We start from the raw sequence: 25377 nt of genomic DNA on the forward strand, positions 1-25377 counted from the left end.
TGTTGGTCCTTGCTACTATAATCATAGCATACAGCAGGGCGCTTGTTTCAGGGCAAGAAAGGGTCTGGCCTTGAATTGTGACTCTTCGCTGTTTGCATATACAATCTTGCTTACCGTCGAATAATGCAAGCCAACGAGAGTGGCTGTCTGCTTCTGCGTGTACCGAATTCCAGTTGGGCCTTGTTGATGATGTCGGCTTCTTTTTGAGCTTTACCTTCCCTGGCCGCACCATTGAACAACTCAGTGAGTTGCAGCCGACCTGCATGCCTTTGCACTGTGGGGATTTCCTCAGCCAGGGCTTGCCCCTGGAGATGCGAACGCAACCCATGCAGAAATGGTTCGCTGCCATAGACAACCTGGGCCCGGAGATGTTCCCATGGTGATGAGGGATTGAGGCAGCCATCGTGGACGAACTCTATATAACGTTGTCTGGCGATGGCCTTTTGTGGAGCAAATTGCTTTAAAACCCAGTCCACCATCAAAAACTTCTCTTTCTCTGTAAACTTCCCCGTAGCCTGATAGCTGCTCCAGCTCCACTTCAAAATGGTGATCGCAGATCCTGACACGCACAAGAGGTAACATACCGGACTGACTCTTTTTCTGCAGATGCCTTCCAGCAACCAATGAAAAAAGCGTTGGTTTTTTCGATTCTGTGTTAGGATATACCCCAATCTGAAAGATGGGTAGTAGGTGAAATCACCAAGAAGTTCTGCACCGGCAAGCGTATTCCGCCGCGCCCCCACGCTGAAGGTTACTCCTTAAACCCGAGTGTACTATGTCGCGTCTCTTTAAGATATTACAAGAAAGCCAAAAATCCACCGATGCCGGCCCGACGATAAATAAGGGGGCGGACAGCCATGGCCAATACCCCCGCCCCAACCTGCTGGAGCTGATAGAGCCCGACAAACTCCAAAAAATGCTGGACCGGTTTCAAGATGTTACAGGACTTGCCATCGGCTGCCTTGATCCTGGAGGAAACCTGCTGGCCAATGCCGGTGAAACAGAACCTCTCTGTATGAAAATGATCCGTCAATCCCCCATCGGCATGCAGAGGTGCCGGGATCTGGTGACAGAGATCATCCACAAGGAGAACTACGACACTCCCCAGGTCCTTACCTGCCATGCCGGTATGCTCGACGGCCTCATTCCTCTTCAGGTGGAAGAGGAATATATCGGTTTTCTCGTTATCGGCCAGCTATTCGATGAGAGGCCCACCAGAGAGGACGCCTGTTCCTATGCCCGCGAGCTTGGCCTTGATGAAGAGCTGTACTGGCAACAGGTACAGCGGGTACGAGTTGTCTCCCGGAAGAAAATAGAGGCAGCTGCCCGACTGCTCGAGTTCATAGGCAGTGAGATTGTCAATCTTGCTTCATCAAACCTCCGCTACCAGGAGGAGATCCAGCACCGAAAACTCGTGGAGGCTGAACTCAAGGAACGTGAAGAACAACTGCGGTTGCTCTTTGAAAATACACGGGATGCCATCTTCCAGTTCGATGTGGCTGGAAACATCCTGTTGGTGAACCGCCAGGCCTGCCTCTCCACCGGCTACAGCCGCGAGGAGCTGTTGTCCATGACCACAGAGGAGCTGCAGGTGGGCTATTCCCTGGAGGGGCTACAGGACATCAGGCATGAACTCTGTGAAGGAAAATCATTTCGAAAAGCTGGCCAACACAAAAGAAAAGACGGGACCACATTCCCGGTCGAAGTCGAATTATCCGGTTACTTGACCCAGGGACAGTATCGTCTGCTGGCCGTAGCCCGTGATATCAGCGAGCAGAAAAAGGCAGAGACGGCTCGCGAAGCGTTGATCGAAGACTTGCAGAAGAGTGAGAAGAGAGAGAAAAACATCAGCAGAATGCTCCGGATGATCTGCGACAACGTACCGGATATGATCTGGGCAAAGGATCTCGAGAGGAAGTACACCTTTGTCAATAAGGCGACGTGCAAAAACCTGCTCAAGGCAGTCGATACGACAGAGCCGCTGGGCAAGACGGACCTCCACTTTGCCGAACGGGAGAGAGCACGGTATCCGGAAAATCCCAGCTGGCATACTTTCGGCGAAATATGTCGGGATTCTGACACCATAATCATGGACACCGGAGCACCCGGAAGATTTGACGAGTTCGGCAACGTCTCCGGCAAACACCTCCACCTGAGCGTCCACATAGCCCCGTTTTTCGATGACAACGGCAAGATAATCGGCACAGTTGGTTGCGGCCGCGACGTCACCGAACAGAGAAAGGCAGCACAGATCCTGAAAAACGAACAACAGTATCTCAGTGATCTGATCGATTCCTTTTATCTTCCGGTCAGCGTAAAAGACGAAGCCGGCCGGTATGTAACCTGCAACCTTGCATATTGTAAGGAAATCTGCCTGGAAAAGGAACAGATTATCGGCCGAACGAATCGCGAGCTTTTTCCCTACGATATCGCACTGGTCGTTGACGCCATGGACCTGGAGGCCCTCCAGGCAGGGGAAACGGTGACTTCAGAGCTGGAGGGGATGAGCCCATTCGGTGATTGGCGGGCCTACGAGTTTTTCAAAACCCCTTTTGCAGGGTTGGAAGGCGGCCCCTGGCTTCTCACTGTTTCCCACAACACCACCAAGCGTAGACTGGCGGAACGGTCCCTTGAGGAAAGCGAACAGCGCTATAAAAGTATTTTTGATATGACGCCGTCTCCCATTTGGGAGGATGACCTTTCACAAATCAAAATCCGTCTTGACGCACTCCGGCAGCAAGGAGTTACCGACCTCCCCGCCTACCTCAAGGAGAATCTTGACATAACTTCCGAATTATTGCTGAACAATCTCAAGATTATCGATATCAATCCGGCCGGTGTTGAACTTTTCGAGGCGGACAGTAAAGAGGAGTTATTGGAAGATCTTTCCCAGATCTTGACAGAAGAATCACTGCTTTCATTTACCGACTTATTGCACCACCTGGATAAAGACGGTCACTCCTTGTCCCAGCCGTTCAAGCTCAAGACGCTCAAAGGCAGCCCGCTTATCGTTCTGGTCAATATGGTGTTCGTGCCGGGATATGAGAACGACTGGTCGAGAGCGCTTGTTGCCCTGGTGAATATTACGGAACTGCTTGAGGCGAAAAGCCAGGCAGAGGTTGCCAATCAGGCCAAATCACTCTTTTTGGCCAACATGAGCCACGACCTCAGAACCCCGATAAACGGCATAATGGGGATGTTGCAGCTCCTGCAGTCGAACACTCTTGAGACACAGCAGCAAACCTATGTCGAGATGGGAATCAGTTCCTGCAAAAAGCTGTCGGACCTGCTCAATGACATCCTCGATCTCTCCAAGATCGAGGCGGGGAGGATGACACTGACACTCCATCCGTTCTCGCCAAAGCATATTCTTGAGAGCATCAACAGCATGTTTCTGCTCGCCGCCAAGCGAAAGGGCATACAGCTCTCCTACTCACTGGAACCGGAGGTCCCGGCCCTGGTGATCGGGGACGAACAACGTTTCTCGCAGATTCTGATGAACCTGGTGGGAAATTCGATCAAGTTCAGTGAACAGGGCACGATCCAGGTGAGCGTCAGTGCACCGCAGCACAGCGGCACAGATGGTGTCCTGCTGGTGGAGGTTTCCGATTCCGGCATCGGTATTAACCTGGAAAAGCTCCCCAACATTTTCGAGTCGTTTACCCAGGTAGACACCGGTACGGCAAGGCTGGGCTCAGGCCTTGGGCTGGCCATCGTCAAGCAACTCGTGCTGTTGATGGGTGGTGGGTTATGCGTTGACACCGAAGAAGGGCGCGGCACGGCCTTTTATATCCACCTGCCCTTCAGTTTCGCCGCCAGTGAGACTGAGTTGCCCATTCAGCAGCGTGAGGAGCAAGCAGAAAATCCGACCTTCTCACCGTTCCGGGCCCTGGTGGTCGAGGACGATCCCGTCAGCGGTCTGGTCATAACAACCCTGCTCCAGAACATGGGTGGCAAAGTTGATCATGTGGTCTCGGCCCTGGGGGGCCTGGAAAGACTCAACAACAGCTCCTACGACATTGTGATCCTTGACGTCCAGCTCCCCGATCTCAGCGGGCTGGAACTCGTGAAGAAAATCCGCCTGGACCCTGAGCTGCAGGAATACAGTACAACCCCGGTCATCGCCATGACCGCCAACGCCATGCCCGGTGACAGGGCAAAATGCCTCGCCGCCGGGATGACTGACTATATCTCCAAACCGGTGGAAAGGGATCTGCTGGTTACCACGCTTTCCCGGTATCTGGATTGACAGGAGACCGCAATAAGGCTGTTTGGTAATCCGGTTTTCCTGAAAGCGATGGGCTGTGCTTCAACATAGTCGTATTCCATCAGCAGAGCGTGCGAGTTGGGATCACGAGTTGGGGTCAGGTCGTGACTTTTGACTAATCGCTGTTCGCAGATACTATCTTGCTTACTGTCGAATAATGCAAGCCTATGTGCGCCGCTATCTGCTTCTGCGTGTACCCGAATTCCAGATGGGCCTTGACGATGTCGGCATCTCTTTGAGCCTTACCTTCCCTGCCCGCACCATTGAACAACTCCGTGAGTTGAGGCCTACCTGCATGCCTCTGCACTTTGGGAATTTCTTCGGCCAGGGATTGCCCCTTGAGATGCGAACCCAACCCATCCATAAATGGTTCGCTGCCATATACAACCTGGGCCCGGAGTTGTTCCCATGGTGATGATGGATTGAGGCAGCCTTCATAAACGAACTCTATATAACGTTATCTGGCGATGGCCTTTCGTGAAGCAAATTGCTTTAGACCCCAGCCCATCGCCAAAAACTTCTCTTTCTCTGCAAACTTCCCCGTAGCCGTAGCATGATAGCTGCTCCAGCGCCATTTTACAAGGTGATCGCAGAGCCTGGCACGTACAGGATTGAGAACGATATATCTGCACAGCTCGAGAAGATGTGAATCCTTTTCCACCAGGATCGACGTATACCTGCCCTGGAAAACATGCCCGACAGTATTATGTGCTCTATTGGTATACTGGGTGTACACACCGTTGAGCTGCCGCATGCCGGCAGAAAGATTCCCATCAGGAGTCTCAACAAGAAGATGGCAATGGTTGTCCATCAGGCAGGAGGTTTATCTTGTCCCAAATTCAATGAGTAGTTAGCAGTAGTGTCTTTCACGATTTCAGGTGAGTTGCTGTGACATGAAAAATAGTTAAAAGATGCTGAATTTGGTTAAAAATGGAGTGGATTAGTATAATTAGTATACTGTCTATAAATGTGCACAAGGGTAGTTTGAAATACTCCTTCACCAAGGACTGTTAGGCGATGCTGTTTAGGCATCGTCTTTTTTCGTTGGTTGTGCTATCTGCTGTGGACAAGGTGTAATACCTTCTTATGTTGCTGTCAGAAAATCCTCAAGCCATATTTTTTACATTAAAAGAGCGAAATAATTCCGATGAACGCAAATCTTGAAAAAATAGATCTTTTCACCAGGCTTCCCGAGACAAGCAAGGAATTTTTGATTTCCATAAGTAACGATCATAAATTTTCGTTTCAGCAACTGCGTTTTCTTGTGGAGTTCGAGACAGATCTTTTTTGCTGGCAAGTCGGATCATTAGAGCAATTTTATAACGATGGTTGCAAACAGAACACTGCGGATAAGAAAGGGGTGAAAAAAGTATTTTCTCAGCTTGAATCTGGGTATTTGAGTTTGAAAAATAATCAGAAAAGTTATGAGAAATGTGAAAATGCTTTTGCAGAAACCACATTTCCTAAAGAACAAATTGTCACCAAGCCCCTCCATGGCAGTATCATGGGGCAATGTCCCGTGGCATCAGAAAAAACCAGATGTTGTAATCTGAGGACTCTCGATGCGGTACAACAATGTGGTTTTGAATGCAGTTACTGTTCAATTCAGTCCTTTTATCACAACAATCAGGTGAGCTTTACCGAAGATTTTCCTAAGCATTTACAAGACCTTTCATTAGATCCTGATAAAACTTATCATATTGGGACAGGGCAATCGTCAGACTCACTTATGTGGGGCAATAGAGATGGGCTTCTGGATTGTCTTTGTGAGTTTGCTGAGAAGAACCCCAATGTCATACTAGAGCTTAAAACAAAGAGTTCTAATATCGGCTATTTTCTCAAAAATAAGCCGCCTTCCAATACGGTTTTCACCTGGTCTCTTAATAGTGATGTGGTTATCGCAGCAGAGGAAAAAGGGACGGCAAGTCTTAAAAAACGGTTAGAAAGTGCTGAGAAACTAGCCTCATGCTCCATTCCAGTGGGTTTTCATTTTCACCCTATGGTTTGGTATAAGGGCTGGAAGGACGACTATCAATATATTGCCAAAAAGATTGTTGAGATGTTTCGCCCCGAGCAGGTTGTGATGATTTCCATTGGAACCCTCACTTTTATAAAGCCGGTGCTTAAAAGAATTCGCGCAAGGATGCTCCAAAGTTCGATTTTGCAAATGCCCACCGTAGACTCGGCAGGTAAACTGAGCTACCCTCTGGATATCAAAAGAGATCTCTTTACAGGAGTCTATGATGCTTTTCCTGCCAGTTGGCAAGAACAGGTTTTCTTTTATATGTGTATGGAAGATGAATCTCTTTGGGAGCCAGTTTTTGGCAGAAGTTACGCCAACAATGAGGATTTCGAACACGATATGTTGCAAAACTATAGGGAAAAAATAAAGAGTATTGCCAAAGGGTAATTGTTCTTTTGAGAAGAGATAATTTTACAAATGTGCTGAATTAGGTCAGGTCTTGAATTTTGACTATTTACTGTTCGCAGATACTATCTTGCTTACCGTCGAGTAGTGCAAACCTATGTGCCTGGCTATCTGCTTCTGCGTGTACCCGAATTCCAGATGGGCCTTGACGATGTCGACATCCCTTTGAGCCTTACCTTCCCTGCCCGCACCATTGAACAACTCCGTGAGTTGAGGCCTACCTGCATGCCTTTGCACTTTGGGAATTTCCTCAGCCAGGGATTGCCCCTTGAGGTGCGAACGCAACCTATCTATCGGGGTCTGACCCGAATGGCGCTAGTTTAAGCCTTTTTTTCATATCTGCTCCGATGCTGTATTTCGACCATTTCACTTCTAGGTTTGTTGAGTAACTGATAAGGTTTTGGTCTTCGCTTAAGACACCGCGGATCGCTTCGTCCAGGCCTGTCGAAAACTTTGCAACGAGCCACGACAAAGGATAAATCTGAGAGCATGTTTTGTCTTTCATTTGTGCTCAACCTAGAGGACCCCAACCGTGGTTCCCAACTTCTAATAGCCTGTAGACTTCCTTTGAAACTGATAGACCGGATATCAATGTCTACCAGCTGTGTCGCTTGTAACATTATGCGCCGGATGCAGTTGTACGCTATGAAGTACATTAAAATTTCTTTCTTTATCATTTCAGGCGATTGGCACCGGAGGATATCAAATCCCATCGTTGTCTTGATATCACGAAAGAAAAGTTCGACATCCCAACGCTTAAGGTATAACGCTGCAATTTCGTCTTTCAGGTACTGATCTTGATCGATTAGCGTGGTAACAATATGAAATTCTTTTGTTCTAAACCCTGATTGAGTCACCTTTACTTTGATTTGTCTCATAACGAGTTTGTCGGGAAGGTCCTCCCAGGTTTTCCGCGAATACGACACCATTTCCCTGTATACTGGTTTTTTCCATTCAATCAGTAGATCATCAGGAGCGAATTCTTTAATGCAGTTTTTCCTACCGACTGGTTTTCTACGAGCAAGTGTTATCACACTATCAACACAGCGTTTTTTCAGCTCGGCTAAATCGAAGTAACTACAAAAACCTTTATCACCAAGAAAGATATCACCAGCCTCAAAGGTGGACCACTGCTTACGGAACAATGGAAGTTCGTTACTCTTTTTATTACCGATGGCATAGCTGAGCATTGTTCCGGTTTGCAATGAAAAGTATGCGCATATTCGTGCTGAGGGGAAGCCGCATCCTGGTTTCTGGTTCGATGACTGTGGCCAAAGCTCTTGATTTTCTGCTGTATCCGCCATTGTAACACCTGTCCCATCAACAACAATTACCTGGCGATCATTTAATGAATGAGATGCACGTCGTGCTCCGGACCATTTAGCAGTATGTTGAAACACCTCAACAAGCAGATTTTCATCTAATTTCTTACGTGCACAGCAATATGAAGCGGTAGATGATGATGGAAGCCGAAGGCCGTGGTTAGATGCATATGATTGCAACTTTTTTACAGCTTCTCTACATCCACCGTCTGCATCAAGGACTTGGCCTAAGAAGGACCAAAAAGTGTTTTCCTTGGTAAACAAACGTCGTCTGCTCATCTTTCCCGAAGGATCCTGTTTGAGCAATTTCGTGGGAATGAATTGCCCAAAAATCTCTCCTATCTGTTTAAAAGAGTTCTGTCTGAGGGAAGTGATTTTTCGAGCAAATTTTTGTTGTTGGCTATGAGGTTTTCTACCTCGTTTGGGAAGGTGAAAACCGGGCAACATTGGCATGATTTGGTGTTGGTTTCGCATAGCAAATTATACCAATTTTTGCCAATATATTCAGTTGCTTTTCACCTATAAAACACGCTTAAACTAGCGCCATTCGGGTCTGACCCGAATGGCGCTAGTTTAAGCCTTTTTTTCATATCTGCTCCGATGCTGTATTTCGACCATTTCACTCCTAGGTTTGTTGAGTAACTGATAAGGTTTTGGTCTTCGCTTAAGACACCGCGGATCGCTTCGTCCAGGCCTGTCGAAAACTTTGCAACGAGCCACGACAAAGGATAAATCTGAGAGCATGTTTTGTCTTTCATTTGTGCTCAACCTAGAGGACCCCAACCGTGGTTCCCAACTTCTAATAGCCTGTAGACTTCCTTTGAAACTGATAGACCGGATATCAATGTCTACCAGCTGTGTCGCTTGTAACATTATGCGCCGGATGCAGTTGTACGCTATGAAGTACATTAAAATTTCTTTCTTTATCATTTCAGGCGATTGGCACCGGAGGATATCAAATCCCATCGTTGTCTTGATATCACGAAAGAAAAGTTCGACATCCCAACGCTTAAGGTATAACGCTGCAATTTCGTCTTTCAGGTACTGATCTTGATCGATTAGCGTGGTAACAATATGAAATTCTTTTGTTCTAAACCCTGATTGAGTCACCTTTACTTTGATTTGTCTCATAACGAGTTTGTCGGGAAGGTCCTCCCAGGTTTTCCGCGAATACGACACCATTTCCCTGTATACTGGTTTTTTCCATTCAATCAGTAGATCATCAGGAGCGAATTCTTTAATGCAGTTTTTCCTACCGACTGGTTTTCTACGAGCAAGTGTTATCACACTATCAACACAGCGTTTTTTCAGCTCGGCTAAATCGAAGTAACTACAAAAACCTTTATCACCAAGAAAGATATCACCAGCCTCAAAGGTGGACCACTGCTTACGGAACAATGGAAGTTCGTTACTCTTTTTATTACCGATGGCATAGCTGAGCATTGTTCCGGTTTGCAATGAAAAGTATGCGCATATTCGTGCTGAGGGGAAGCCGCATCCTGGTTTCTGGTTCGATGACTGTGGCCAAAGCTCTTGATTTTCTGCTGTATCCGCCATTGTAACACCTGTCCCATCAACAACAATTACCTGGCGATCATTTAATGAATGAGATGCACGTCGTGCTCCGGACCATTTAGCAGTATGTTGAAACACCTCAACAAGCAGATTTTCATCTAATTTCTTACGTGCACAGCAATATGAAGCGGTAGATGATGATGGAAGCCGAAGGCCGTGGTTAGATGCATATGATTGCAACTTTTTTACAGCTTCTCTACATCCACCGTCTGCATCAAGGACTTGGCCTAAGAAGGACCAAAAAGTGTTTTCCTTGGTAAACAAACGTCGTCTGCTCATCTTTCCCGAAGGATCCTGTTTGAGCAATTTCGTGGGAATGAATTGCCCAAAAATCTCTCCTATCTGTTTAAAAGAGTTCTGTCTGAGGGAAGTGATTTTTCGAGCAAATTTTTGTTGTTGGCTATGAGGTTTTCTACCTCGTTTGGGAAGGTGAAAACCGGGCAACATTGGCATGATTTGGTGTTGGTTTCGCATAGCAAATTATACCAATTTTTGCCAATATATTCAGTTGCTTTTCACCTATAAAACACGCTTAAACTAGCGCCATTCAGGATAATCCACCATGACCATTGAAAGTTGGCTGTTGTTTCTGTCTATTACCCTTGTTGCTACACTTAGCCCGGGTTCTGCCACTCTGGTAGTAACAGCCAATGCCTTACAGTATGGCCCAAACCGTGCTATCCTGACAATCCTTGGCAATATCAGTGGCTTGTTTATGATGTCTCTCTGTTCAGTGATTGGGCTGAGCACCATAATTCTTTATTCCAACCTTGGCTTCACCCTGGTCAAAACCTTTGGCGCTCTCTATCTGATCTATCTCGGAATAAAATACTGGCAGAAGGGAATCACCCTTGCCCCCAGTACCCCAACGTCTGCTGCGCGTCTGGAAAAAAATAACTTTCGTCTGTACACCCAAGGCGTGCTTGTGGCTCTGACCAATCCGAAAGCGATCGCCTTCACCTCCGCACTTTTCCCACAATTCATTAACCCGGCAGAGCCTCTGGCATCACAATTCCTGGTTCTGGTGTCATCGCTCATGTCATGTTCCTTTAGCTGCCTTCTCTGTTATGCACATCTTTCCAATTCTATCGGCCGTAAAGCTCTGGCTTTACTGAACGGCCGAACCTGGGGAAAAGCATTCGGCTCACTCTTCATCGCCTCAGGGTTAGCCCTTGCCACCCTGAAAAACGATTAGCGGAACATGGTATAATTATGCCGAAAATTATTGATTGTTGCCATCTTGATAAATACCAGCAGGCCCGAATCGCAAACAGTCTGCGCTCTCAACTCATCGGCTTCAACAGCACGTTCTGTGATGACTCAGAAATCATGCCAGTCCTGTTCACGATCAAGCAGCAGGGGGAAATATGCGGGGGACTTGTCGGCCGTATAGCCTGGGAATGGATGCATATAGAGATCATCTGGCTCTCCTCCGGGCTTCGAAACAAAGGGTTCGGTAGACAACTCATTGAAAAAGCAGAGAAGATTGCCCGGCAAAAAGGCTGCACCGGCGTTCATCTGGATACCTTCAGCTTCCAGGCACCAGATTTCTATACCGGTATCGGCTATAAGATCTTCGGTAAAATAGAAGATTATCCAAAGGGCCAGTGCAGATATTTTCTCAAAAAGAAATTCGCAGACCAATAACAACAGCCGGACACACCTTTATCAGCCTCAACCAGTGAGCTGAATATTTTAATTTTTACCAACATTCTGGTTAAGTAAGCTCTGAACCAGCCTTCTGTTGATAATGAACAAGCCAACGTTCAACGAGATCCTCGAATTGAGCCAACTCGGCTGCATTTACTCCACCCGGATCGAAGCGCATCTTCAGATGCAACCGGAATATCTCACGTAAGCCAGAGAGTTCGTCATTACCGATTGCATCTATCCGGTGTGCCCAACTTAAAAAAGGTTCGCCACTTTTTCTGGGCAGGCCTGACTTGGCCAGTGTCTGCTCAATTTTTGCCAACGGTGTCGGCTGAGACGGGAACTCCTTGCGCACGATGACTGCACCCTGACTGACTTTACGCACATTGATCCGTCTGTAAATCCGGTAAATCAAGATCAGTGAGAGAAAGACGATTATAGCCGAGAGTGTATATCGATAATCGAACTCGCTGTGTATCCTGAACTGGTCATATTTGAGTTTTAAGAGAGCCCAGAGATCTCCCAGCCACTCGAAACTGGAGCGGTTTTCAAGCTCTAAGCCGAGCCAGTCGGCAGGTGTAGTGTCGACCACGACCCACCTGTTGCCGACGAGGGCCTCACTCCATGCGTGGGCGTGGCGCTCTCGAACCACATAACGTTCTCCGAACCGTTCTTTCTCGCTGATGGCAAAACCTGTCACATAACGGCTTGGAACACCAAGCTGTCGCAGCAGAAGTGTCGCGGCAGTAGCGTACAATTCACAATGCCCCGATTTTGTCTTCAGCAAAAAGGTCTCAAGCGGATCTTTAGCAAATGTTTGCCAGCTCTGCCGCTCCACATCGAGCGAATACGTAAAACCTGTTGCCAGAAAAGTGCGCACCTGCTCCAGACGATCACTCACCGAGGCCCCCTCCAGGGCAAACTCAGAAGCGATTGATTCCAGCAGCTCTTTTTGCTCCCCTGACACAAGAAGATGCTTTTGCAACATCTCATCCGACTTTCTGCTAATCTTCTGATCGTAGAAAATTTCATAGGTTACCAGAGGAGGCGCATCAAGAATACGGGTCGTGCCATCCCGCTTCTGCTCCGCCTCATAGATGTCAGGCGCCCGCATTTTGTAGCTACCATAAGGATAGGGCAATAACCCTTTCTCTTTCGGTAGATAAAACTCAATGGTGGCAAGTTTGCCTGAGTCATAAGGGGCTGCCATCAGGTGCCAGAAAATGCCGCGTGGCATCAGGTGCTCAAACTGGTTGCTGCTGTGCCATGCCTGCTTGCCATACGTTTCATATGTGGCCTGTTTCAGCAGTTTAAGTTTAATATCCGGAGAATCCACCCACATCACAATTTTGCTGGAGCCTTTGAGCCTCCCGATATTTCCATAACTCAGGTGAGATTGGTACGGGTCGGTAAACTTGGCGGCGAAATAGTCCTGCATATACATTCGTGCTTTTTGCCGCAGGTAATGATGCAGATCTTCCGCGCCTTTCATGCCCAGATAACCGAGCGAGAGCGCACAGACAAAAATCGCGCTAAAACTCACCACAGAAAATGCCCGGCTACGATTCACCAGCAATAACCAGAAACTGAGTGCACCGGCAAAAGGATAGAAATAGATCCCCCGACTATTGGCCATTGCCGCTGCAAACAGGCAACCACCGAGGTAAAAATGCCTGAAATCCAGCGGCTCATGCTTGTAACCCTTCTTTTTACCGCCCCCGAGTCCTGTGCCTATGACTATCTGCTGCCTGCCGGTATACAGCTGGGCAAGAAGAACAGGAGCAAGAATCAGGGGCTGCCATATAACAAGTGTTTTCAAAAACAGAACCTTATCCACATTGAGCAGGATAAGTGCCGCTGTAAGCAGAAAAATTACAGAAGTAAGATCTGAAATACGTATAAAATCGTTATCAGAAAAATGCAGACGCCGCGGCATGACAGACGACCCGGCAATCAGTGCGGCAAGCAAGAAACCAATCAGCAGGTTATTGCTCTCCACCGCCCAGAAAAGAGCAGTGGCCGCTATGAGAGGTGAGGGTACCTTCATGTTAGGTCAACCACTTTCGATTTTTCGCGTATATCAAACAAGCGAACAGGATGCAGCGCATGCTCCTCTATGACATCCCTGCTCTTGTCAGGATCAGCCGTAACGAGAACCACCTCACAAGGTCTTCCCAATGCTCTTAAACGATTGAGCAAATCCCGACGCTTTTCATCAAGGCTTACCAGGATGACAATCAGGCTGCCGAGATAATCTGCATTATAGGTTATATTGTCGACAATCTCTGAAAACTGCACTGACTCTGCCGGCTGAACACAGGCAAGAAACTCCAGCATTTTCTGTTTTTCACCCAGACTACTTCCACCACTCCGGCCTGATGAATCAGCAGATATACACGTTGTGCCGGCACATAACAGGCCCACGCCGCAAGCCCCCCTGCTTTCGGCGGTAATGATCGAAGCGGCCACGGATACGGCCTCTTCAAACAGAGCCCGTTCTTCCGGCAGCGGATAGATATCGAGCATCAACCCGCTCAATGAGAAATGTTCGTCCTGAAACTGGCGGACAACCGGTTCACCTGTCCGTGCTGTTGCCTTCCAATCAATATGTTTCAATGGATCGCCGGAATTGTATTCCCTCAGCGTGACAAATTCTCCCGAGGAGCCATGCCTTCCCCCTGAACCGGTTCCGGCCAGGAGCTGTGACTGCATTCCACTCTGCTCTGTCTGAAGCACGGAATACCTCTTCGGTAACACCAGGAGCTTCGCCTCATCTTTGAAAAACAATTCTTTTTTCATCAGGCCCAGGGGCTCCAGCCGATAAATAGAGTAGCCGCCAAGTTGCACATATCCTCTGCGGAGAGGAGTGAATGAGACCTCTGCCTGGGTATGCTCATCCGGCTGCAGTGGTGGGAGAGATGAAGTGACGAATCTGGCACCAGCCTTTTGTTTCAGCAACCAGAGCCAGCGATAGTAGCCAAACTTTCGGTCAAAATAATTTCTCCGGGTCTCGCCATCTTCCCGCAACGTTGAAAATTCCTGATACGTCGGGAAATCTGTGCTGGAAAATTCTGTGAAAAAGAGACCATTGGAGGTTGCTGAGTCCTGGTTTTGCAGATCGAGCAGGTAGGTAAGCTTTTCTCCTGCGGTACAAGTTTCGGGAAGTATCCTGCGAACCCGCAGCCTGATATCAAAACGCAATGCAAGCGGAAATGCCAGTAACAGCAACATGACAGACAGTGAAGCTAACTGGTACATCATGGTCTGCCGTGTGTTCAGGCCAAAGAGGACGCAGAGGGCGGCAAAAACAATCAACACTCTACCGGTATGACTTACTTTCCGTGAAACTTTCCGCTTGATTTTGGTCAAGCGGCAATACAGCCTGTACAATCGCGGGCTCATTTTGGCATAGCAACATTATGGAGGATTGTATTGACCACTGCCGTTCTGGTCACGCCGGAAAATCGGGCCTGGGAGGTGAGTTGAAGCCGATGGCCAAGGACATATGGTGCCGCCTCGATAATATCTCCCGGTACCACAAACTCACGCCCGGCGAAGAGAGCCAGGGCCTGCGATATTCTCAACAGAGCGATGGATGCCCTTACACTGGCACCAACAACCACATTTTCAGAGCTTCGGGTGGCACTCACCAGATCGACAACATAATAACGAAGCTCTTCAGTGATGCGTATTGATTTCAAGGCGGCGGCCATCTCCACCACATCCTGTTCGGTGGCAACCGGCCGCACACTCTCGAGAGGGTGCGAAGAAAACTGATCGTTCAACACCATCGCCTCTGAGTCGCGATCCAGATACCCTGGTGAGAGCTCGATCATAAACCTGTCCATCTGGGACTCGGGCAACGGATAGGTACCATGTGACTCAATCGGGTTTTGGGTTGCTATAACAAAAAAGAGTCTGGTAAGCGGGTACTTTCGACCCTCAACGGTGACCTGGCGCTCCTCCATCGCTTCAAGGAGCGCGGATTGCGTTCGGGGACTGGCCCTGTTGATCTCGTCCGCCAGCAGGATGTTAGTAAAGACCGGGCCGCGTACAAACTCAAACTCCCCGCTATGCTGCCGATACAAAGAGACACCAACGATATCCGAGGGTAGCAGGTCGGGGGTGAACTGCAAGCGACTGAACATCGTCGCCACGGATTTGGCCAGGGTTTTCGCCAGGGTAGTTTTTCCGGTACCAGGAACATCTTCGAGCAGAACATGACCACTGGAGAAAAAGGCGGCCAGCAATAATTTTACCGTCTGTTCCTTGCCCCTGACTATACTCTGTATGTTTTGAGAAATAGCCTGGTAGATTTCAGCCGCCCGGGCATAGTCCATTGTTGACTCCGGTTGAATCTCTTCACTATCAAGCATCTACCTTTAACCTCATCGGGTGTTTCTTTATATTCAAATCCCTGAATCCTCTTTATTTACAGGTACATTAAAGCAGATCCTACTATTCAACAACACCAATTGGCTCATTTACGATTACCATTTTTTACTACATCACGTTTCCCTTCACATCGAAGGCCGTTGCCGGATGTACACAGGCCACACCGTCACAGCTGACGTAAACGTAAATTCAATTGCTCCTTCAAGTCTAATCTGGTACTTTTAGCCTGTTAGCAATCACACAACCCATGCATTTCAGCCAAGAGGTATTTTCGACGTTCAGGAGGCAGTACACTTATCATGCAACAATAGATCCCCGAGGAGATCGAGTATGGTTCAGGACTATCAGCCAGGTGAAAGTTACGCGTACCCTTTACTCATTAAGCAGTTGCTCAAAACCGCCCTTGTCCAGGCCCCGGATCAGGAAATTGTTTACCGGGACAAACTCAGATACACCTACCGCGATCTTGAAAATCGCATTAAACGGCTTGCTTCAACACTCACCCAAGCCGGCATGACCCATGGAGACACTGTTGCTGTTTTCGATTACGACAGTAATCGTTTCCTGGAATGCTTTTTCGCTATCCCCATGATGGGCTGCGTTATGCAGATGGTAAATTGGCGGCTCTCAACCAGGCAACTGGTCTATACCATTAATCATGCCGAGGCCAAGCTGGTTATCATCAATTCTGATTTCCTACCCCTTATCAACGAAATCAGAGAACATCTCGTTGACGTGGAAAAAATTATCGTCATCGCCGAAAACCCCTCATACCCTGAGAGTTCTCTTGAGATTTACGGAGATTACGACGAGTTGCTCAGTGAGGCTTCCCCTGAATACAACTTTCCGGATTTTGACGAAAACACCAAGGCAACGACCTTTTATACAACCGGCACTACCGGTGATCCCAAGGGCGTTCATTTCACGCACCGTCAGCTTGTTCTGCACACCCTGTCCCTCACCATCGCCCTTTCAAGCTACGAGACCATAGGCCGATTTCGCTCAAACGACGTCTACATGCCGCTCACCCCCATGTTTCATGTGCATGCCTGGGGTATCCCATATGTTGCAACACTGCTGGGAGCCAAACAGGTCTATCCTGGCAAGTACGAGCCGGAGGTTCTGTTGAAACTTCTGGCCACCGAGGGTGTCAGCGCATCACATTGCGTACCGACGGTGCTGCAGATGATCGTAACCAGCCCCGCCGCCAAAACGGTTGATCTCTCAAACTGGAAAGTCATTATCGGTGGTTCAAAACTGTCTGCCGGCCAGGCAAAGGCTGCCAATGAGCTTGGTATCACTGTCTACACTGGCTACGGTATGTCTGAAACGTGTCCGGTTATCAGCCTTTCCACACCGAAGACAATGATGCTCGACCAAATGGATGATGACGATATGCTTGATATCGTAGTCAAAACCGGGCTACCCATTCCCTTAGTTGAATTTGAGGTCGTCGATGTAGAGGGAACTCCGCAAGCCCACGATGGCATGTCCGTGGGAGAAGTTGTCTTTCGTGCCCCCTGGCTTACCAACGATTACTTCAAGGCTCCCGAGAAATCCTCGGAACTCTGGGTTAATGGCTGGATGCATAGCGGTGACGTCGGTCATATCGACAAGCACGGCTACCTTCAGGTTACCGACAGGATCAAAGATGTCATCAAGACAGGCGGTGAGTGGATATCATCCCTGGATCTTGAGAATTGCATCAGCAAACACCCTGCAGTACTTGAATCCGCTGCTATCGGTATCCCTGATACCAAATGGGGAGAGCGACCATTACTCATCGTTAAACTCAAGCCCGAGATGGCGGGTGCGGCGGACCAGGAAAGCCTGAAAGGGTTTATGAAAGAAGCCGCCGCCGAAGGAGTAATCCCCAAATATGCGGTCCCCGATACAATCCATGTGGTGGAAGAGTTGCCAAAGACCAGTGTTGGCAAACTCAACAAGCGTATGATGCGGACAGAATTTGGTCGTAACGAGTAAGCGATAGCATTCAGTCTTCATGGCATCCCTGTTGTGCCGGATGTCATGAAGATTGGGCTGTTCAGCTTTTTTTATCCACCGCCCTTGCAATCGCCAGTAAGCGATGTCAAGATGAATTTATTATTCAATAAACGCTCAGCTTGGTCTGTATGCCTTGAAATCCAAGGCTTCGTTAGATCTTTGGAACGCTCTCCACGTCACAGCAGGCAATCACTGCAACTGGTTGCGGGTAGACCTCCACTCAAAGAGTTCAAGCTGTACCCCTGCAAGCAGCACCTATCCGCCGCATTTTCAAAGAGCACAAGTACTCCTCTCTAAATTCATCTCTTTTTTCTTGCAATCATAAATGAGTGCATGGTATAGCCTGGATTGTCGACAATCGACCAGATCATTTTTAGTCTCCCAAAAAACTATGCCCATTCTCAAGCGAACATACAAAGATCAAGTAACTGAATATATTTATGACCTTGTTCTCGACGGGGATCTCTCACCTGGTGATCAAATAAAAGAGAGTTGGCTCGCCGCTGAAATGGGCATAAGCAGGGCACCGATCCGGGAAGCGCTTAAAGAACTCATAACCAACGGCATTATTGAATATCGTCCCCAGGTCGGCAACTTCATAACCCACCTTTCGCCCAAGGAAATTATCGACGCCTATACTACCCGCGGAATCCTTGAAGGCTACGCCATCATGATCACCAGGAAGCAGTTCTCTGAGGATGAGATAGAAGAGCTTGAAGGCATGACCAAACTCATGGAAAAATATGCTCTCAAGGATAATCGAAAAATGGTGGTTAACGTCGGCGACACCTTCCACAGCCTCCTTATCAGCAAAAATAAGAATATCCAGCTCATTGACTACACAGAGCGCTTGAGCCAGAAGCTCCATATCCTCTTCTATAAATTCTGGAGTAAGCTCTACACGCCTACAGAAATTGGCGAGCGCCACCTTCGCATCGTCACAAGCCTGAAATCTGGTGATCCCCACCGTATTGAAGAAACCATCCGGGATCATTATACCGAAACAGGTACCAAAATCGCGGAACTGCGCAAGCCTGAGATCCGCAAAAAATAACTGATATGCTAATAGATTGTCTACAGGAACACCATTAATTGTAACTGAACTACAAATTTGTCGACAATAGACAATCTTCAATCGACGCATGCTGCTGATGTTTTAAAACTGACAAATAACGATAGGAAAAACAGCCATGTTTCTACAAACGCTCCACTCATCCGGTTCAACAGTTAAAGCCCCTGGCTCGGACATTCTGTTCTCCAACTTCAACTACAATCCGGATACATATTACTTTCTCTATGTCGGTGACCTGAAGAATTATAGCCTCAACTATTTCGTTCGCGAGTGTCTTGAACGGCGGTTGAACAAAAAGAATATTCAGTTTATCGCTATCGTCCCGGACGTCTGCATTCAATATAACTACCTGAACATCATGGTGATAAACCCGGTGGCCAACGAAGATATGATCCAGAATCATAACTTCAGCGGCAATGGTAACCCGCCACGTAAAAGCTGCCGGTTAAAATCCTCAACGTTCATGGGTGCAGTCTCAAGTTCTCCTTCTGTCAAAGCGCTGATCGAAACCATTCTTCAGAACCAGAATCAGCTCTATGTCAACCTCTATGAAAGTCTGGTTGAAATGGATCTCGACTCTATTGAGGGTGTTTCAATTCTCGGGCCCGACAAACACATTGCCAAAATGTACAACAACAAAGTTGTCCAACGGCAAATGCTGCAGGATGTTGTCCCGCTGATCGAAGGTTTCAACTGTACAAGCCGGCAGGAATTACTTGAGACTACAGCCGCCCTTTGGCAGGAGTGGCCGGCAGGAATCTTTGTAAGCGCTGCCTACTCAGCCGGTGGTGCCAACTCTGCCATCACTTTTTGCCAGCAGGAGGTGATGGAAAAATTTACTGAAGAAGAGTGCGAATATGTGGTCACCCGCTATCTGCCCCACGATCTTGACCCCACCGTTCTCGCTGTTGTAGCCAATGAAGAAGATGTCTATATAGCAGGAATTGCAGATCAATCCATCATTGACGGTAACAGGTTTGTGGGTTCAAGCTTTCCCTCGGCAGCAACTGACGAGCAAAAACAGGAGCTACGGGAGCTTACTATCGCAGTGGGTAAAGTCCTGGGAAAGGCAGGATATCGTGGGATTTTCGGCTGCGATTACCTGATCGACAGAGAAGGCCAGATCCACTTTCTGGAAATTAACGCCAGAAAACAGGGCACGACTCTCGAATTCTGCTTCACCCTGGAGCAGTCGCTGCCGGAAGGCTCGCCAATGTTGCCGGAGCTTGAGTACTTTGCCGTCACCGAAAACCGCTTCCCGCCCACCACCCGCGAAATGAATGGCAACCACCGTGGAATCCACTGGGGCACCTATAACTACAAAATCACTTCAACCCAACACACCAAGGGCTACATCCCGCAAAACCCTTACGAACGGGAAACCTTCAAAAAAATTGCCCGCAAAGAACTGCTCAAGGATTTCGTAATACTCGAACATATCGGCACCAACTTTCTTGTGTCACCCGGAACCTTTTTAGCCAGGGTGGTCTCAGTCGCCCGTTGCCAGGAAGATGTCGCTGAAGGACTCTGCCAGGGAGTCGGCTTTATCCAGCAAACAATTCAGGACGCACAATAAGGAGCATAAACCACAATGAACGCACCAAGTACAACTGAAGCAGAGATCATGACAGAGTCCGTATCCGCATCATTTGACAGCTACACCAAAGAATTACTTGAGACCCTGAGCGGCAAGGCAGAAGGCACGGTTGAAGCGGCTGACAAAATTGAAATTGCAAATCTACTTGAAAACGCGCAAAGCCAGCAACTCACTGCGCCGATTGTCGATCTGTTCAACAGGCTGCTTGAATTGCAGGAGAAAACCGGAGCTTCCCCCGCAGACTTCGGCATACCCATTGACCAGTTGGAGCAACTCGCCAGAAAGCATGAGGAAATTGACGAGCACATGGTCTCCGTCGGCGGTCGCCTCACCCAGGCTCTGCCTATCGCCAGCACTGCCAACAGCAGGGTTGAAGAGTACCTTGCCAAAAAAGATACGGAAGCGCCAAGTGGTATCGAACTCTGGGAAACAATAGAGGAGAACAGGAAAAAGATTCAGTCCGAGCTCGGGATGAGCGATGACGACTGGAACTCGTTCAACGGCCAGATCCGTTACGCCATCGACTCTGTCGAAACCCTGGCCAAACTGATCGACTTGCCAGCAGATGTGCTTGAGTCCATTGCCAATGTCACTAAGACCTACCGCATGCGCCTCACCCCGTATTACACCAGCCTCATTATGCCGGGCGCCATCAACGACCCGATTATGCTGCAATCAGTACCCACAGGAGAGATGGTTCAAAATGCGGGAATTGAAATACCGCCCGTCGCGGCCGACCACTCCCCGGCCCGCCTGGTCGACCAGTTTTACCCGAGGGTAGTGACCATCAAGGCAACCAACATGTGCGCGATGTACTGCACCCACTGCCTGCGTCTTGCCCACATTGGTAAAAAAGACAAGGTCTACTCCAAAGAGGCATATGGCGAAGCTCTTGACTACATCCGAAAAAATGATCGTATCCGCGACGTGTTGATCACCGGTGGCGACGCCTTTTTACTGCCAAATTCGCTGCTTGAATGGCTGCTTGGCGAGCTCGACAGTATCGACCACATCAAGGCCAAGCGACTTGGCACTCGTATTCCGGTTACCGCACCAATGCGCGTCGATGATGGGCTGCTCGACATCCTGGAGGCCAGCAACGACAAGAAACCGATCAGGGTCGTTACCCAGATTAATACCCCACAGGAAATCACTCCGGTATCCCGAAATGTCTTCCGGCAGATTTCCAAGCGCACCTTCACCGTTCTCAACCAGGCGGTACTGCTGAAAGGAATCAACGATACCCGGGTCAAGATGTGGAAATTGTGCGAAACAGTGCAGGAAGCATATGTTCGCCCGTACTACCTTTTCAACTGCAGCTACCGAAACCCGCAATTCAAGCATTTCAGGGTACCTCTGGAAGTCGGCCGTGATCTTGTGGAATCGATGTACGGCAATATCTCGGGTGATGCCATACCACGTTATATCGCCACCGCCGGCGGCAAAATCCCATTGCATCGTTCCAACGTTGTCAGCGGTAGTGATGGCCAGTATGTGCTGAAGAAACCCTGGAGCGGAGAAGAGGTCAGCTACCCTGACGCTGATCCGGATGTCTATCAGCAGGATAATTTTGCCTTCAAGATGAAATAGCGATGCGTAGCCAGATTGCCGAGTTTTTAAAAAACAGTGAGCAGGACCTGTTCCGGTTGTTGCGGGAACTGGTCCTGCAGTCAAGTTACAGCCGGGATAAGGCTGGCGTTGATGTAGTTGGAGAAATCATCAGCCGGGAACTCTCAACTCTGCCGATGGATTTAAAACGCTACGAATCGAGCGAATACGGCAACAATCTGTTGTTTCGGAGCCCTGCCTGCTGCCCGGGTACCAAGCCTATTCTGCTGGTGGGTCACATGGATACCGTGTTTCCACCAGACAGCCATTTCAATTGGTTTAAGGAAGAAAACGGTAAAGTCTTCGGGCCCGGTGTGATCGACATGAAAGGCGGTCTGGTGGTCGCCATATTTGCCTTGAAGGCGCTTTACAAGATGGGGCTCTTGCCTTCTCTTCCCATTACGCTGCTCTGCAATTCCGATGAGGAAATCGGTTCCCCTTCCTCCCGCCAACTCATTGCCGATGAAGGGGCCAGGAGTTTGTTGGCCATGGTCTTTGAATGTGGCGGCCTTGGCGGTGAAATAGTGACCGGCCGCAAAGGCAAAACAGGTTATTCACTGAGCGTTCAAGGCAAAGCCGGCCATGCTGCTTTTGCTGGCAAGGACAAAGCCAGTGCCATCCTCGAACTCGCCCGTAAAACTATCGCCATGGAGCAATTAAACGACCCCGGGCGACAACTTGTGGTAAATGTAGGTGTGGTGGCTGGTGGCTTGGGGCCCAACACCATTGCAGAAAATGCCTCTGCCCAGATAGACACCCGATTTCTCACAGCAGCAGATGCCAGGCACTGCCATGCTGCACTCAACAGTATAACCAATGAGTGCACTACACCAGAAACACACGCAGAACTGACAGTCACTTCGAGGCGTGATCCGATGGAACAGAGTGCTGCCAACAAAATGCTCTACACTGCGATTTATAAAGAAGCTCAGCAGCTTGGTCTTCCCCTGAGAGAGGAATTGAGAAGTGGTGTCTCCGACGCCAATATCATAGCTGGAGTGAAAACCCCGGTGATCGACGGCCTTGGGCCAATCGGCGACCTCGATCACAGTGATCGTGAGTATATGTTGCGGGATAGCCTCCTTGAGCGGACTCTCCTCACGGCCTGTTCAATCATAACCCTTTGGGAGAACCATTCGGCCCAGCCCTCCTGATCTGTCTTTTACATATGCAGCCGCCGCCTGTAGCTATGAGGCCGGCTGCATATGTTTCCCCATCATGCTTGCCCCTCGGCCTGGTCAAGCAGTTACCTGATAATACACACTATTTATCCTTTCATTGACACAGCAGTTACCAAACTATAGATTGTATTCAGATACTTGATAACTTTTGGCTTCCCAGCCAACCAAGCCTCGTCAATCTTGTCCAACATCATTAGGTGGGCAGTATTTCAAATACATTCAGACGATGAACTCATTAAATCCAGAGCAGGATGCGCTCCTCATTGTTGATATCCAGAATGACTTTCTCCCCGGCGGCAGTCTGGCCATTACCGATGGAGATAGTATTATCCCGACAATAAACAGTTATATTAAGAAATTCGCCGATGCTGGTGCTGCTATATTTGCCAGCAGAGATTATCATCCGGCTGAACATATCTCCTTCAAGGACCAGGGTGGTCCCTGGCCACCTCATTGTGTGGTCGGAACATGGGGAGTGCAATTCCACCCGGATCTGCAGCTTAGTGATAACACCATCTATATAGAAAAAGGCACTAATATCGGCAAAGAAGCATACTCGGCAATGGATGAAACTCCCCTCGCCGGCAAATTGCAGCAAGCAGCTATCAAGCGGGTCTTTATCTGCGGCGTTGCCACCGATTACTGCGTGCTTGCCTCTGGCAAAGACCTGCTCGCAGCCGCATTTGAGGTGGTACTGCTCATGGACGCCATTAAAGCTGTCGACGTGAACCCGGGTGATGGTGACCGGGCTGTTGCCGAGCTGATCTCCTCTGGTGCGACCCAGCTAACTATCAATAACCTTTAACATACAACTGTCAGGCTGTAACAATATGCAAACTATCTCCCCGCTGCTCACCGACTTTTATCAGCTGACCATGATGCAGGCGTATTACGATCATGGTATGGAAGACGAGGCTGTGTTTGAGTTTTTCGTTCGCAAGCTCCCTTCCGAGCGTAAATTTTTCGTTGCCAGTGGCCTGGAACAGGTTGTTGAGTATCTGGAGACTGTTCATTTCAGCGAAGCTGATATCGATTTTTTGCGTCGTGATGGCCGCTTTAACGAGAATTTTCTCAATCGTATAAGGGATTTTGAGTTCAGCGGCTCCGTGGATGCAATGGCGGAGGGAACTCTGTTTTTTACCGATGAACCAATTCTTCGCATCACCGCCCCATTGCCGGTGGCACAACTTGTCGAAACCCGTATCATCAATATTCTGCAATTTCAGACCCTGATCGCCTCAAAAGCGATTCGCATGAAACAGATCATGCCGGAAAGTACGCTCATCGATTACGGGCTTCGCAGAGCCCACGGAGCTGAGGCCGGTCTTCTTGCGGCTCGAGCCAGTTATATCGCCGGCTTCACCGGCACAGCAACCGTCGCCGCCGGCATGACATTTTCCATCCCGGTATACGGCACAATGGCCCACTCGTTCATTCAGGCTCACCTTTCCGAGCGTAAAGCATTTTCTGATTTCGCGGTCAGCCATCCCGACAATACCGTGCTGCTTCTCGATACCTACGACACCATTCGGGGCGCACACAAAGCTGTAGATCTGGCCAGGGATCTCGCTAATAGAAATATCAAGATCAAGGGGGTGCGACTCGACAGTGGTGATATGATCAAACTCTCCAGGCAGGTACGAAAAATTCTCGATGATGGTGGCCTGCATGATGTCGCAATATTTGCCAGCGGTAACCTGGATGAATATGCGCTTCAACGCTTTAGGGACGAAGCCGCTGCAGTAGACGGCTTCGGCATTGGTACCAAAATGACCACCTCAGCGGATGTTCCATACCTGGATTGTGCCTATAAACTTGTCGAGTACGCGGGCCAGGGACGCAGAAAACTTGCCCAGAATAAATCTACCTGGGCTGGCAGAAAACAGGTCTTCCGCAACTATGGTGATGACGGTACCATGACTGGCGACACCATGTGCCTCGCCCATGAACTGCATTCTGGTGAAAAATTGATCAAACCTGTCATGCAGCAGGGAAAACGAGTATCTCAACTACCGACATTGGATGAAACCAGAACCTACGTGCTCAAACAACTCGGTACTGTTCCAGAAGGCCTGCAGCCAGACTCCGAAGAGGATTACTACTACCCTGTTCAACAGTCTGAGGAGCTTGTCTCATATTGTGACGAGGTTTCAAAAGTAATGACCAGGAATCACGATTAACCGCAGGGCGCAACAACCACCGGGCCTGTATCCCGATGATCATTATGCCTCTCTCACTGCTGGTCAGGCTCTATACTGCTTCGGGCCTGACCATGCCT

General features: G+C 48.8%; 21 protein-coding genes. 12 read left to right on the top strand and 9 right to left on the bottom strand.

Annotated features, from left to right (window positions below; translation table 11 throughout):
* Positions 1 to 110: 110 nt before the first annotated feature.
* Entirely contained in the window at positions 111 to 743 is a 633-nt protein-coding gene (locus FCL45_RS01580) for a hypothetical protein (RefSeq protein ID WP_136799540.1), read from the bottom strand.
* A 32-nt stretch (positions 744 to 775) separates the two neighbouring features.
* Between FCL45_RS01580 and FCL45_RS01585 the strand changes: the two genes are divergently transcribed.
* Positions 776 to 4249 carry a PAS domain S-box protein gene (locus FCL45_RS01585; RefSeq protein ID WP_136799541.1) on the top strand — a complete coding sequence of 1158 codons (3474 nt, stop codon included), beginning with the start codon at positions 776 to 778 and terminating at the stop codon, positions 4247 to 4249.
* Positions 4250 to 4382: 133 nt separating this feature from the next.
* Here the strand turns inward: FCL45_RS01585 and FCL45_RS25155 are convergent, their stop codons facing one another.
* Both FCL45_RS25155 and FCL45_RS01595 read right to left on the bottom strand, forming a co-directional pair.
* Positions 4383 to 4631: a helix-turn-helix domain-containing protein gene (locus tag FCL45_RS25155; RefSeq protein ID WP_136799542.1), complete on the bottom strand. Its 249-nt coding sequence runs from the start codon at positions 4629 to 4631 to the stop codon at positions 4383 to 4385.
* A gap of 93 nt (positions 4632 to 4724) precedes the next feature.
* Positions 4725 to 5078 (bottom strand): transposase, encoded by a 354-nt coding sequence (locus tag FCL45_RS01595; protein WP_136799543.1) that lies wholly within the window; start codon positions 5076 to 5078, stop codon positions 4725 to 4727.
* A 336-nt stretch (positions 5079 to 5414) separates the two neighbouring features.
* Here FCL45_RS01595 and FCL45_RS01600 point away from each other — a divergent pair, with 336 nt between their 5' ends.
* Entirely contained in the window at positions 5415 to 6677 is a 1263-nt protein-coding gene (locus tag FCL45_RS01600) for an SPL family radical SAM protein (protein ID WP_136799544.1), read from the top strand.
* Positions 6678 to 6740: 63 nt separating this feature from the next.
* Here the strand turns inward: FCL45_RS01600 and FCL45_RS25160 are convergent, their stop codons facing one another.
* On the bottom strand, positions 6741 to 6833 hold the full coding sequence (locus FCL45_RS25160) for a helix-turn-helix domain-containing protein (RefSeq protein WP_420811224.1): 93 nt from the start codon (positions 6831 to 6833) through the stop codon (positions 6741 to 6743).
* On the opposite strand from FCL45_RS25160, the gene FCL45_RS24455 reads away from it, so the two are divergent.
* Positions 6795 to 7019, top strand: coding sequence for a hypothetical protein (locus FCL45_RS24455; protein ID WP_228721426.1), 225 nt, complete (start codon positions 6795 to 6797; stop codon positions 7017 to 7019). The two genes, FCL45_RS25160 and FCL45_RS24455, sit on opposite strands and share 39 nt — an antisense overlap.
* On the opposite strand, the gene FCL45_RS01610 is transcribed toward FCL45_RS24455, so the two are convergent.
* On the bottom strand, positions 7016 to 8470 hold the full coding sequence (locus FCL45_RS01610; protein WP_217907577.1) for an IS4 family transposase: 1455 nt from the start codon (positions 8468 to 8470) through the stop codon (positions 7016 to 7018). The two genes, FCL45_RS24455 and FCL45_RS01610, sit on opposite strands and share 4 nt — an antisense overlap.
* A 120-nt stretch (positions 8471 to 8590) precedes the next feature.
* Complete coding sequence (locus tag FCL45_RS01615) at positions 8591 to 10045, bottom strand: IS4 family transposase (RefSeq protein ID WP_217907577.1); 1455 nt, start codon at positions 10043 to 10045, stop codon at positions 8591 to 8593.
* 109 nt (positions 10046 to 10154) lie between these two features.
* Here FCL45_RS01615 and FCL45_RS01620 point away from each other — a divergent pair, with 109 nt between their 5' ends.
* Together FCL45_RS01620 and FCL45_RS01625 are read left to right on the top strand one after the other, a co-directional pair.
* Entirely contained in the window at positions 10155 to 10787 is a 633-nt protein-coding gene (locus FCL45_RS01620; RefSeq protein ID WP_136798622.1) for a LysE family translocator, read from the top strand.
* A 17-nt stretch (positions 10788 to 10804) separates the two neighbouring features.
* Positions 10805 to 11239, top strand: a complete 435-nt coding sequence (locus FCL45_RS01625) for a GNAT family N-acetyltransferase (RefSeq protein WP_136798623.1) — start codon at positions 10805 to 10807, stop codon at positions 11237 to 11239.
* Between the two features lie 70 nt (positions 11240 to 11309).
* Here the strand turns inward: FCL45_RS01625 and FCL45_RS01630 are convergent, their stop codons facing one another.
* The 3 genes from FCL45_RS01630 to FCL45_RS01640 are packed head-to-tail and all read right to left on the bottom strand — an operon-like array spanning position 11310 to position 15618.
* Positions 11310 to 13289 (bottom strand): DUF4129 domain-containing transglutaminase family protein, encoded by a 1980-nt coding sequence (locus tag FCL45_RS01630; RefSeq protein ID WP_136798624.1) that lies wholly within the window; start codon positions 13287 to 13289, stop codon positions 11310 to 11312.
* Positions 13286 to 14644: a DUF58 domain-containing protein gene (locus FCL45_RS01635; protein ID WP_136798625.1), complete on the bottom strand. Its 1359-nt coding sequence runs from the start codon at positions 14642 to 14644 to the stop codon at positions 13286 to 13288. The genes FCL45_RS01630 and FCL45_RS01635 overlap by 4 nt, the downstream gene beginning before the upstream one ends.
* Positions 14641 to 15618, bottom strand: coding sequence for an AAA family ATPase (locus tag FCL45_RS01640; protein WP_228721427.1), 978 nt, complete (start codon positions 15616 to 15618; stop codon positions 14641 to 14643). The genes FCL45_RS01635 and FCL45_RS01640 overlap by 4 nt, the downstream gene beginning before the upstream one ends.
* Before the next feature lie 349 nt (positions 15619 to 15967).
* On the opposite strand from FCL45_RS01640, the gene FCL45_RS01645 reads away from it, so the two are divergent.
* The 7 genes from FCL45_RS01645 (at position 15968) to FCL45_RS01675 (ending at position 25279) form a co-directional block, all read left to right on the top strand.
* Positions 15968 to 17620, top strand: a complete 1653-nt coding sequence (locus tag FCL45_RS01645; RefSeq protein WP_136798626.1) for a fatty acid--CoA ligase — start codon at positions 15968 to 15970, stop codon at positions 17618 to 17620.
* Positions 17621 to 17966: 346 nt separating this feature from the next.
* The gene (locus tag FCL45_RS01650) at positions 17967 to 18695 is read left to right on the top strand and encodes a GntR family transcriptional regulator (protein ID WP_136798627.1); all 729 of its coding nucleotides are present in this window, start codon (positions 17967 to 17969) and stop codon (positions 18693 to 18695) included.
* A gap of 136 nt (positions 18696 to 18831) precedes the next feature.
* Entirely contained in the window at positions 18832 to 20289 is a 1458-nt protein-coding gene (locus FCL45_RS01655; protein WP_136798628.1) for an ATP-grasp domain-containing protein, read from the top strand.
* Between the two features lie 15 nt (positions 20290 to 20304).
* Positions 20305 to 21900, top strand: a complete 1596-nt coding sequence (locus FCL45_RS01660; RefSeq protein WP_228721428.1) for a KamA family radical SAM protein — start codon at positions 20305 to 20307, stop codon at positions 21898 to 21900.
* 2 nt (positions 21901 to 21902) lie between these two features.
* Positions 21903 to 23072: a M20 family metallopeptidase gene (locus FCL45_RS01665; protein WP_136798629.1), complete on the top strand. Its 1170-nt coding sequence runs from the start codon at positions 21903 to 21905 to the stop codon at positions 23070 to 23072.
* 253 nt (positions 23073 to 23325) lie between these two features.
* The gene (locus tag FCL45_RS01670) at positions 23326 to 23904 is read left to right on the top strand and encodes an isochorismatase family protein (protein WP_136798630.1); all 579 of its coding nucleotides are present in this window, start codon (positions 23326 to 23328) and stop codon (positions 23902 to 23904) included.
* A 25-nt stretch (positions 23905 to 23929) separates the two neighbouring features.
* Positions 23930 to 25279: a nicotinate phosphoribosyltransferase gene (locus tag FCL45_RS01675; protein WP_136798631.1), complete on the top strand. Its 1350-nt coding sequence runs from the start codon at positions 23930 to 23932 to the stop codon at positions 25277 to 25279.
* Positions 25280 to 25377 lie beyond the last annotated feature (98 nt).

It is taken from the genome of Desulfosediminicola ganghwensis (assembly GCF_005116675.2).
In the GTDB taxonomy this organism is placed as follows: Bacteria; Desulfobacterota; Desulfobulbia; order Desulfobulbales; family Desulfocapsaceae; genus Desulfopila; species Desulfopila ganghwensis.

What these genes read in the sequence shown, in the direction of transcription:
- FCL45_RS01585 (WP_136799541.1), top strand. Translation starts at nt 776, where the DNA reads ATGTCGCGTCTCTTTAAGATATTACAAGAAAGCCAAAAATCCACCGAT.
- FCL45_RS25155 (WP_136799542.1), bottom strand. Translation starts at nt 4,631, where the DNA reads ATGGATGGGTTGGGTTCGCATCTCAAGGGGCAATCCCTGGCCGAAGAA.
- FCL45_RS01595 (WP_136799543.1), bottom strand. Translation starts at nt 5,078, where the DNA reads ATGGACAACCATTGCCATCTTCTTGTTGAGACTCCTGATGGGAATCTT.
- FCL45_RS01600 (WP_136799544.1), top strand. Translation starts at nt 5,415, where the DNA reads ATGAACGCAAATCTTGAAAAAATAGATCTTTTCACCAGGCTTCCCGAG.
- FCL45_RS01610 (WP_217907577.1), bottom strand. Translation starts at nt 8,470, where the DNA reads ATGCCAATGTTGCCCGGTTTTCACCTTCCCAAACGAGGTAGAAAACCT.
- FCL45_RS01615 (WP_217907577.1), bottom strand. Translation starts at nt 10,045, where the DNA reads ATGCCAATGTTGCCCGGTTTTCACCTTCCCAAACGAGGTAGAAAACCT.
- FCL45_RS01620 (WP_136798622.1), top strand. Translation starts at nt 10,155, where the DNA reads ATGACCATTGAAAGTTGGCTGTTGTTTCTGTCTATTACCCTTGTTGCT.
- FCL45_RS01625 (WP_136798623.1), top strand. Translation starts at nt 10,805, where the DNA reads ATGCCGAAAATTATTGATTGTTGCCATCTTGATAAATACCAGCAGGCC.
- FCL45_RS01630 (WP_136798624.1), bottom strand. Translation starts at nt 13,289, where the DNA reads ATGAAGGTACCCTCACCTCTCATAGCGGCCACTGCTCTTTTCTGGGCG.
- FCL45_RS01635 (WP_136798625.1), bottom strand. Translation starts at nt 14,644, where the DNA reads ATGAGCCCGCGATTGTACAGGCTGTATTGCCGCTTGACCAAAATCAAG.
- FCL45_RS01640 (WP_228721427.1), bottom strand. Translation starts at nt 15,618, where the DNA reads ATGCTTGATAGTGAAGAGATTCAACCGGAGTCAACAATGGACTATGCC.
- FCL45_RS01645 (WP_136798626.1), top strand. Translation starts at nt 15,968, where the DNA reads ATGGTTCAGGACTATCAGCCAGGTGAAAGTTACGCGTACCCTTTACTC.
- FCL45_RS01650 (WP_136798627.1), top strand. Translation starts at nt 17,967, where the DNA reads ATGAGTGCATGGTATAGCCTGGATTGTCGACAATCGACCAGATCATTT.
- FCL45_RS01655 (WP_136798628.1), top strand. Translation starts at nt 18,832, where the DNA reads ATGTTTCTACAAACGCTCCACTCATCCGGTTCAACAGTTAAAGCCCCT.
- FCL45_RS01660 (WP_228721428.1), top strand. Translation starts at nt 20,305, where the DNA reads ATGAACGCACCAAGTACAACTGAAGCAGAGATCATGACAGAGTCCGTA.
- FCL45_RS01665 (WP_136798629.1), top strand. Translation starts at nt 21,903, where the DNA reads ATGCGTAGCCAGATTGCCGAGTTTTTAAAAAACAGTGAGCAGGACCTG.
- FCL45_RS01670 (WP_136798630.1), top strand. Translation starts at nt 23,326, where the DNA reads ATGAACTCATTAAATCCAGAGCAGGATGCGCTCCTCATTGTTGATATC.
- FCL45_RS01675 (WP_136798631.1), top strand. Translation starts at nt 23,930, where the DNA reads ATGCAAACTATCTCCCCGCTGCTCACCGACTTTTATCAGCTGACCATG.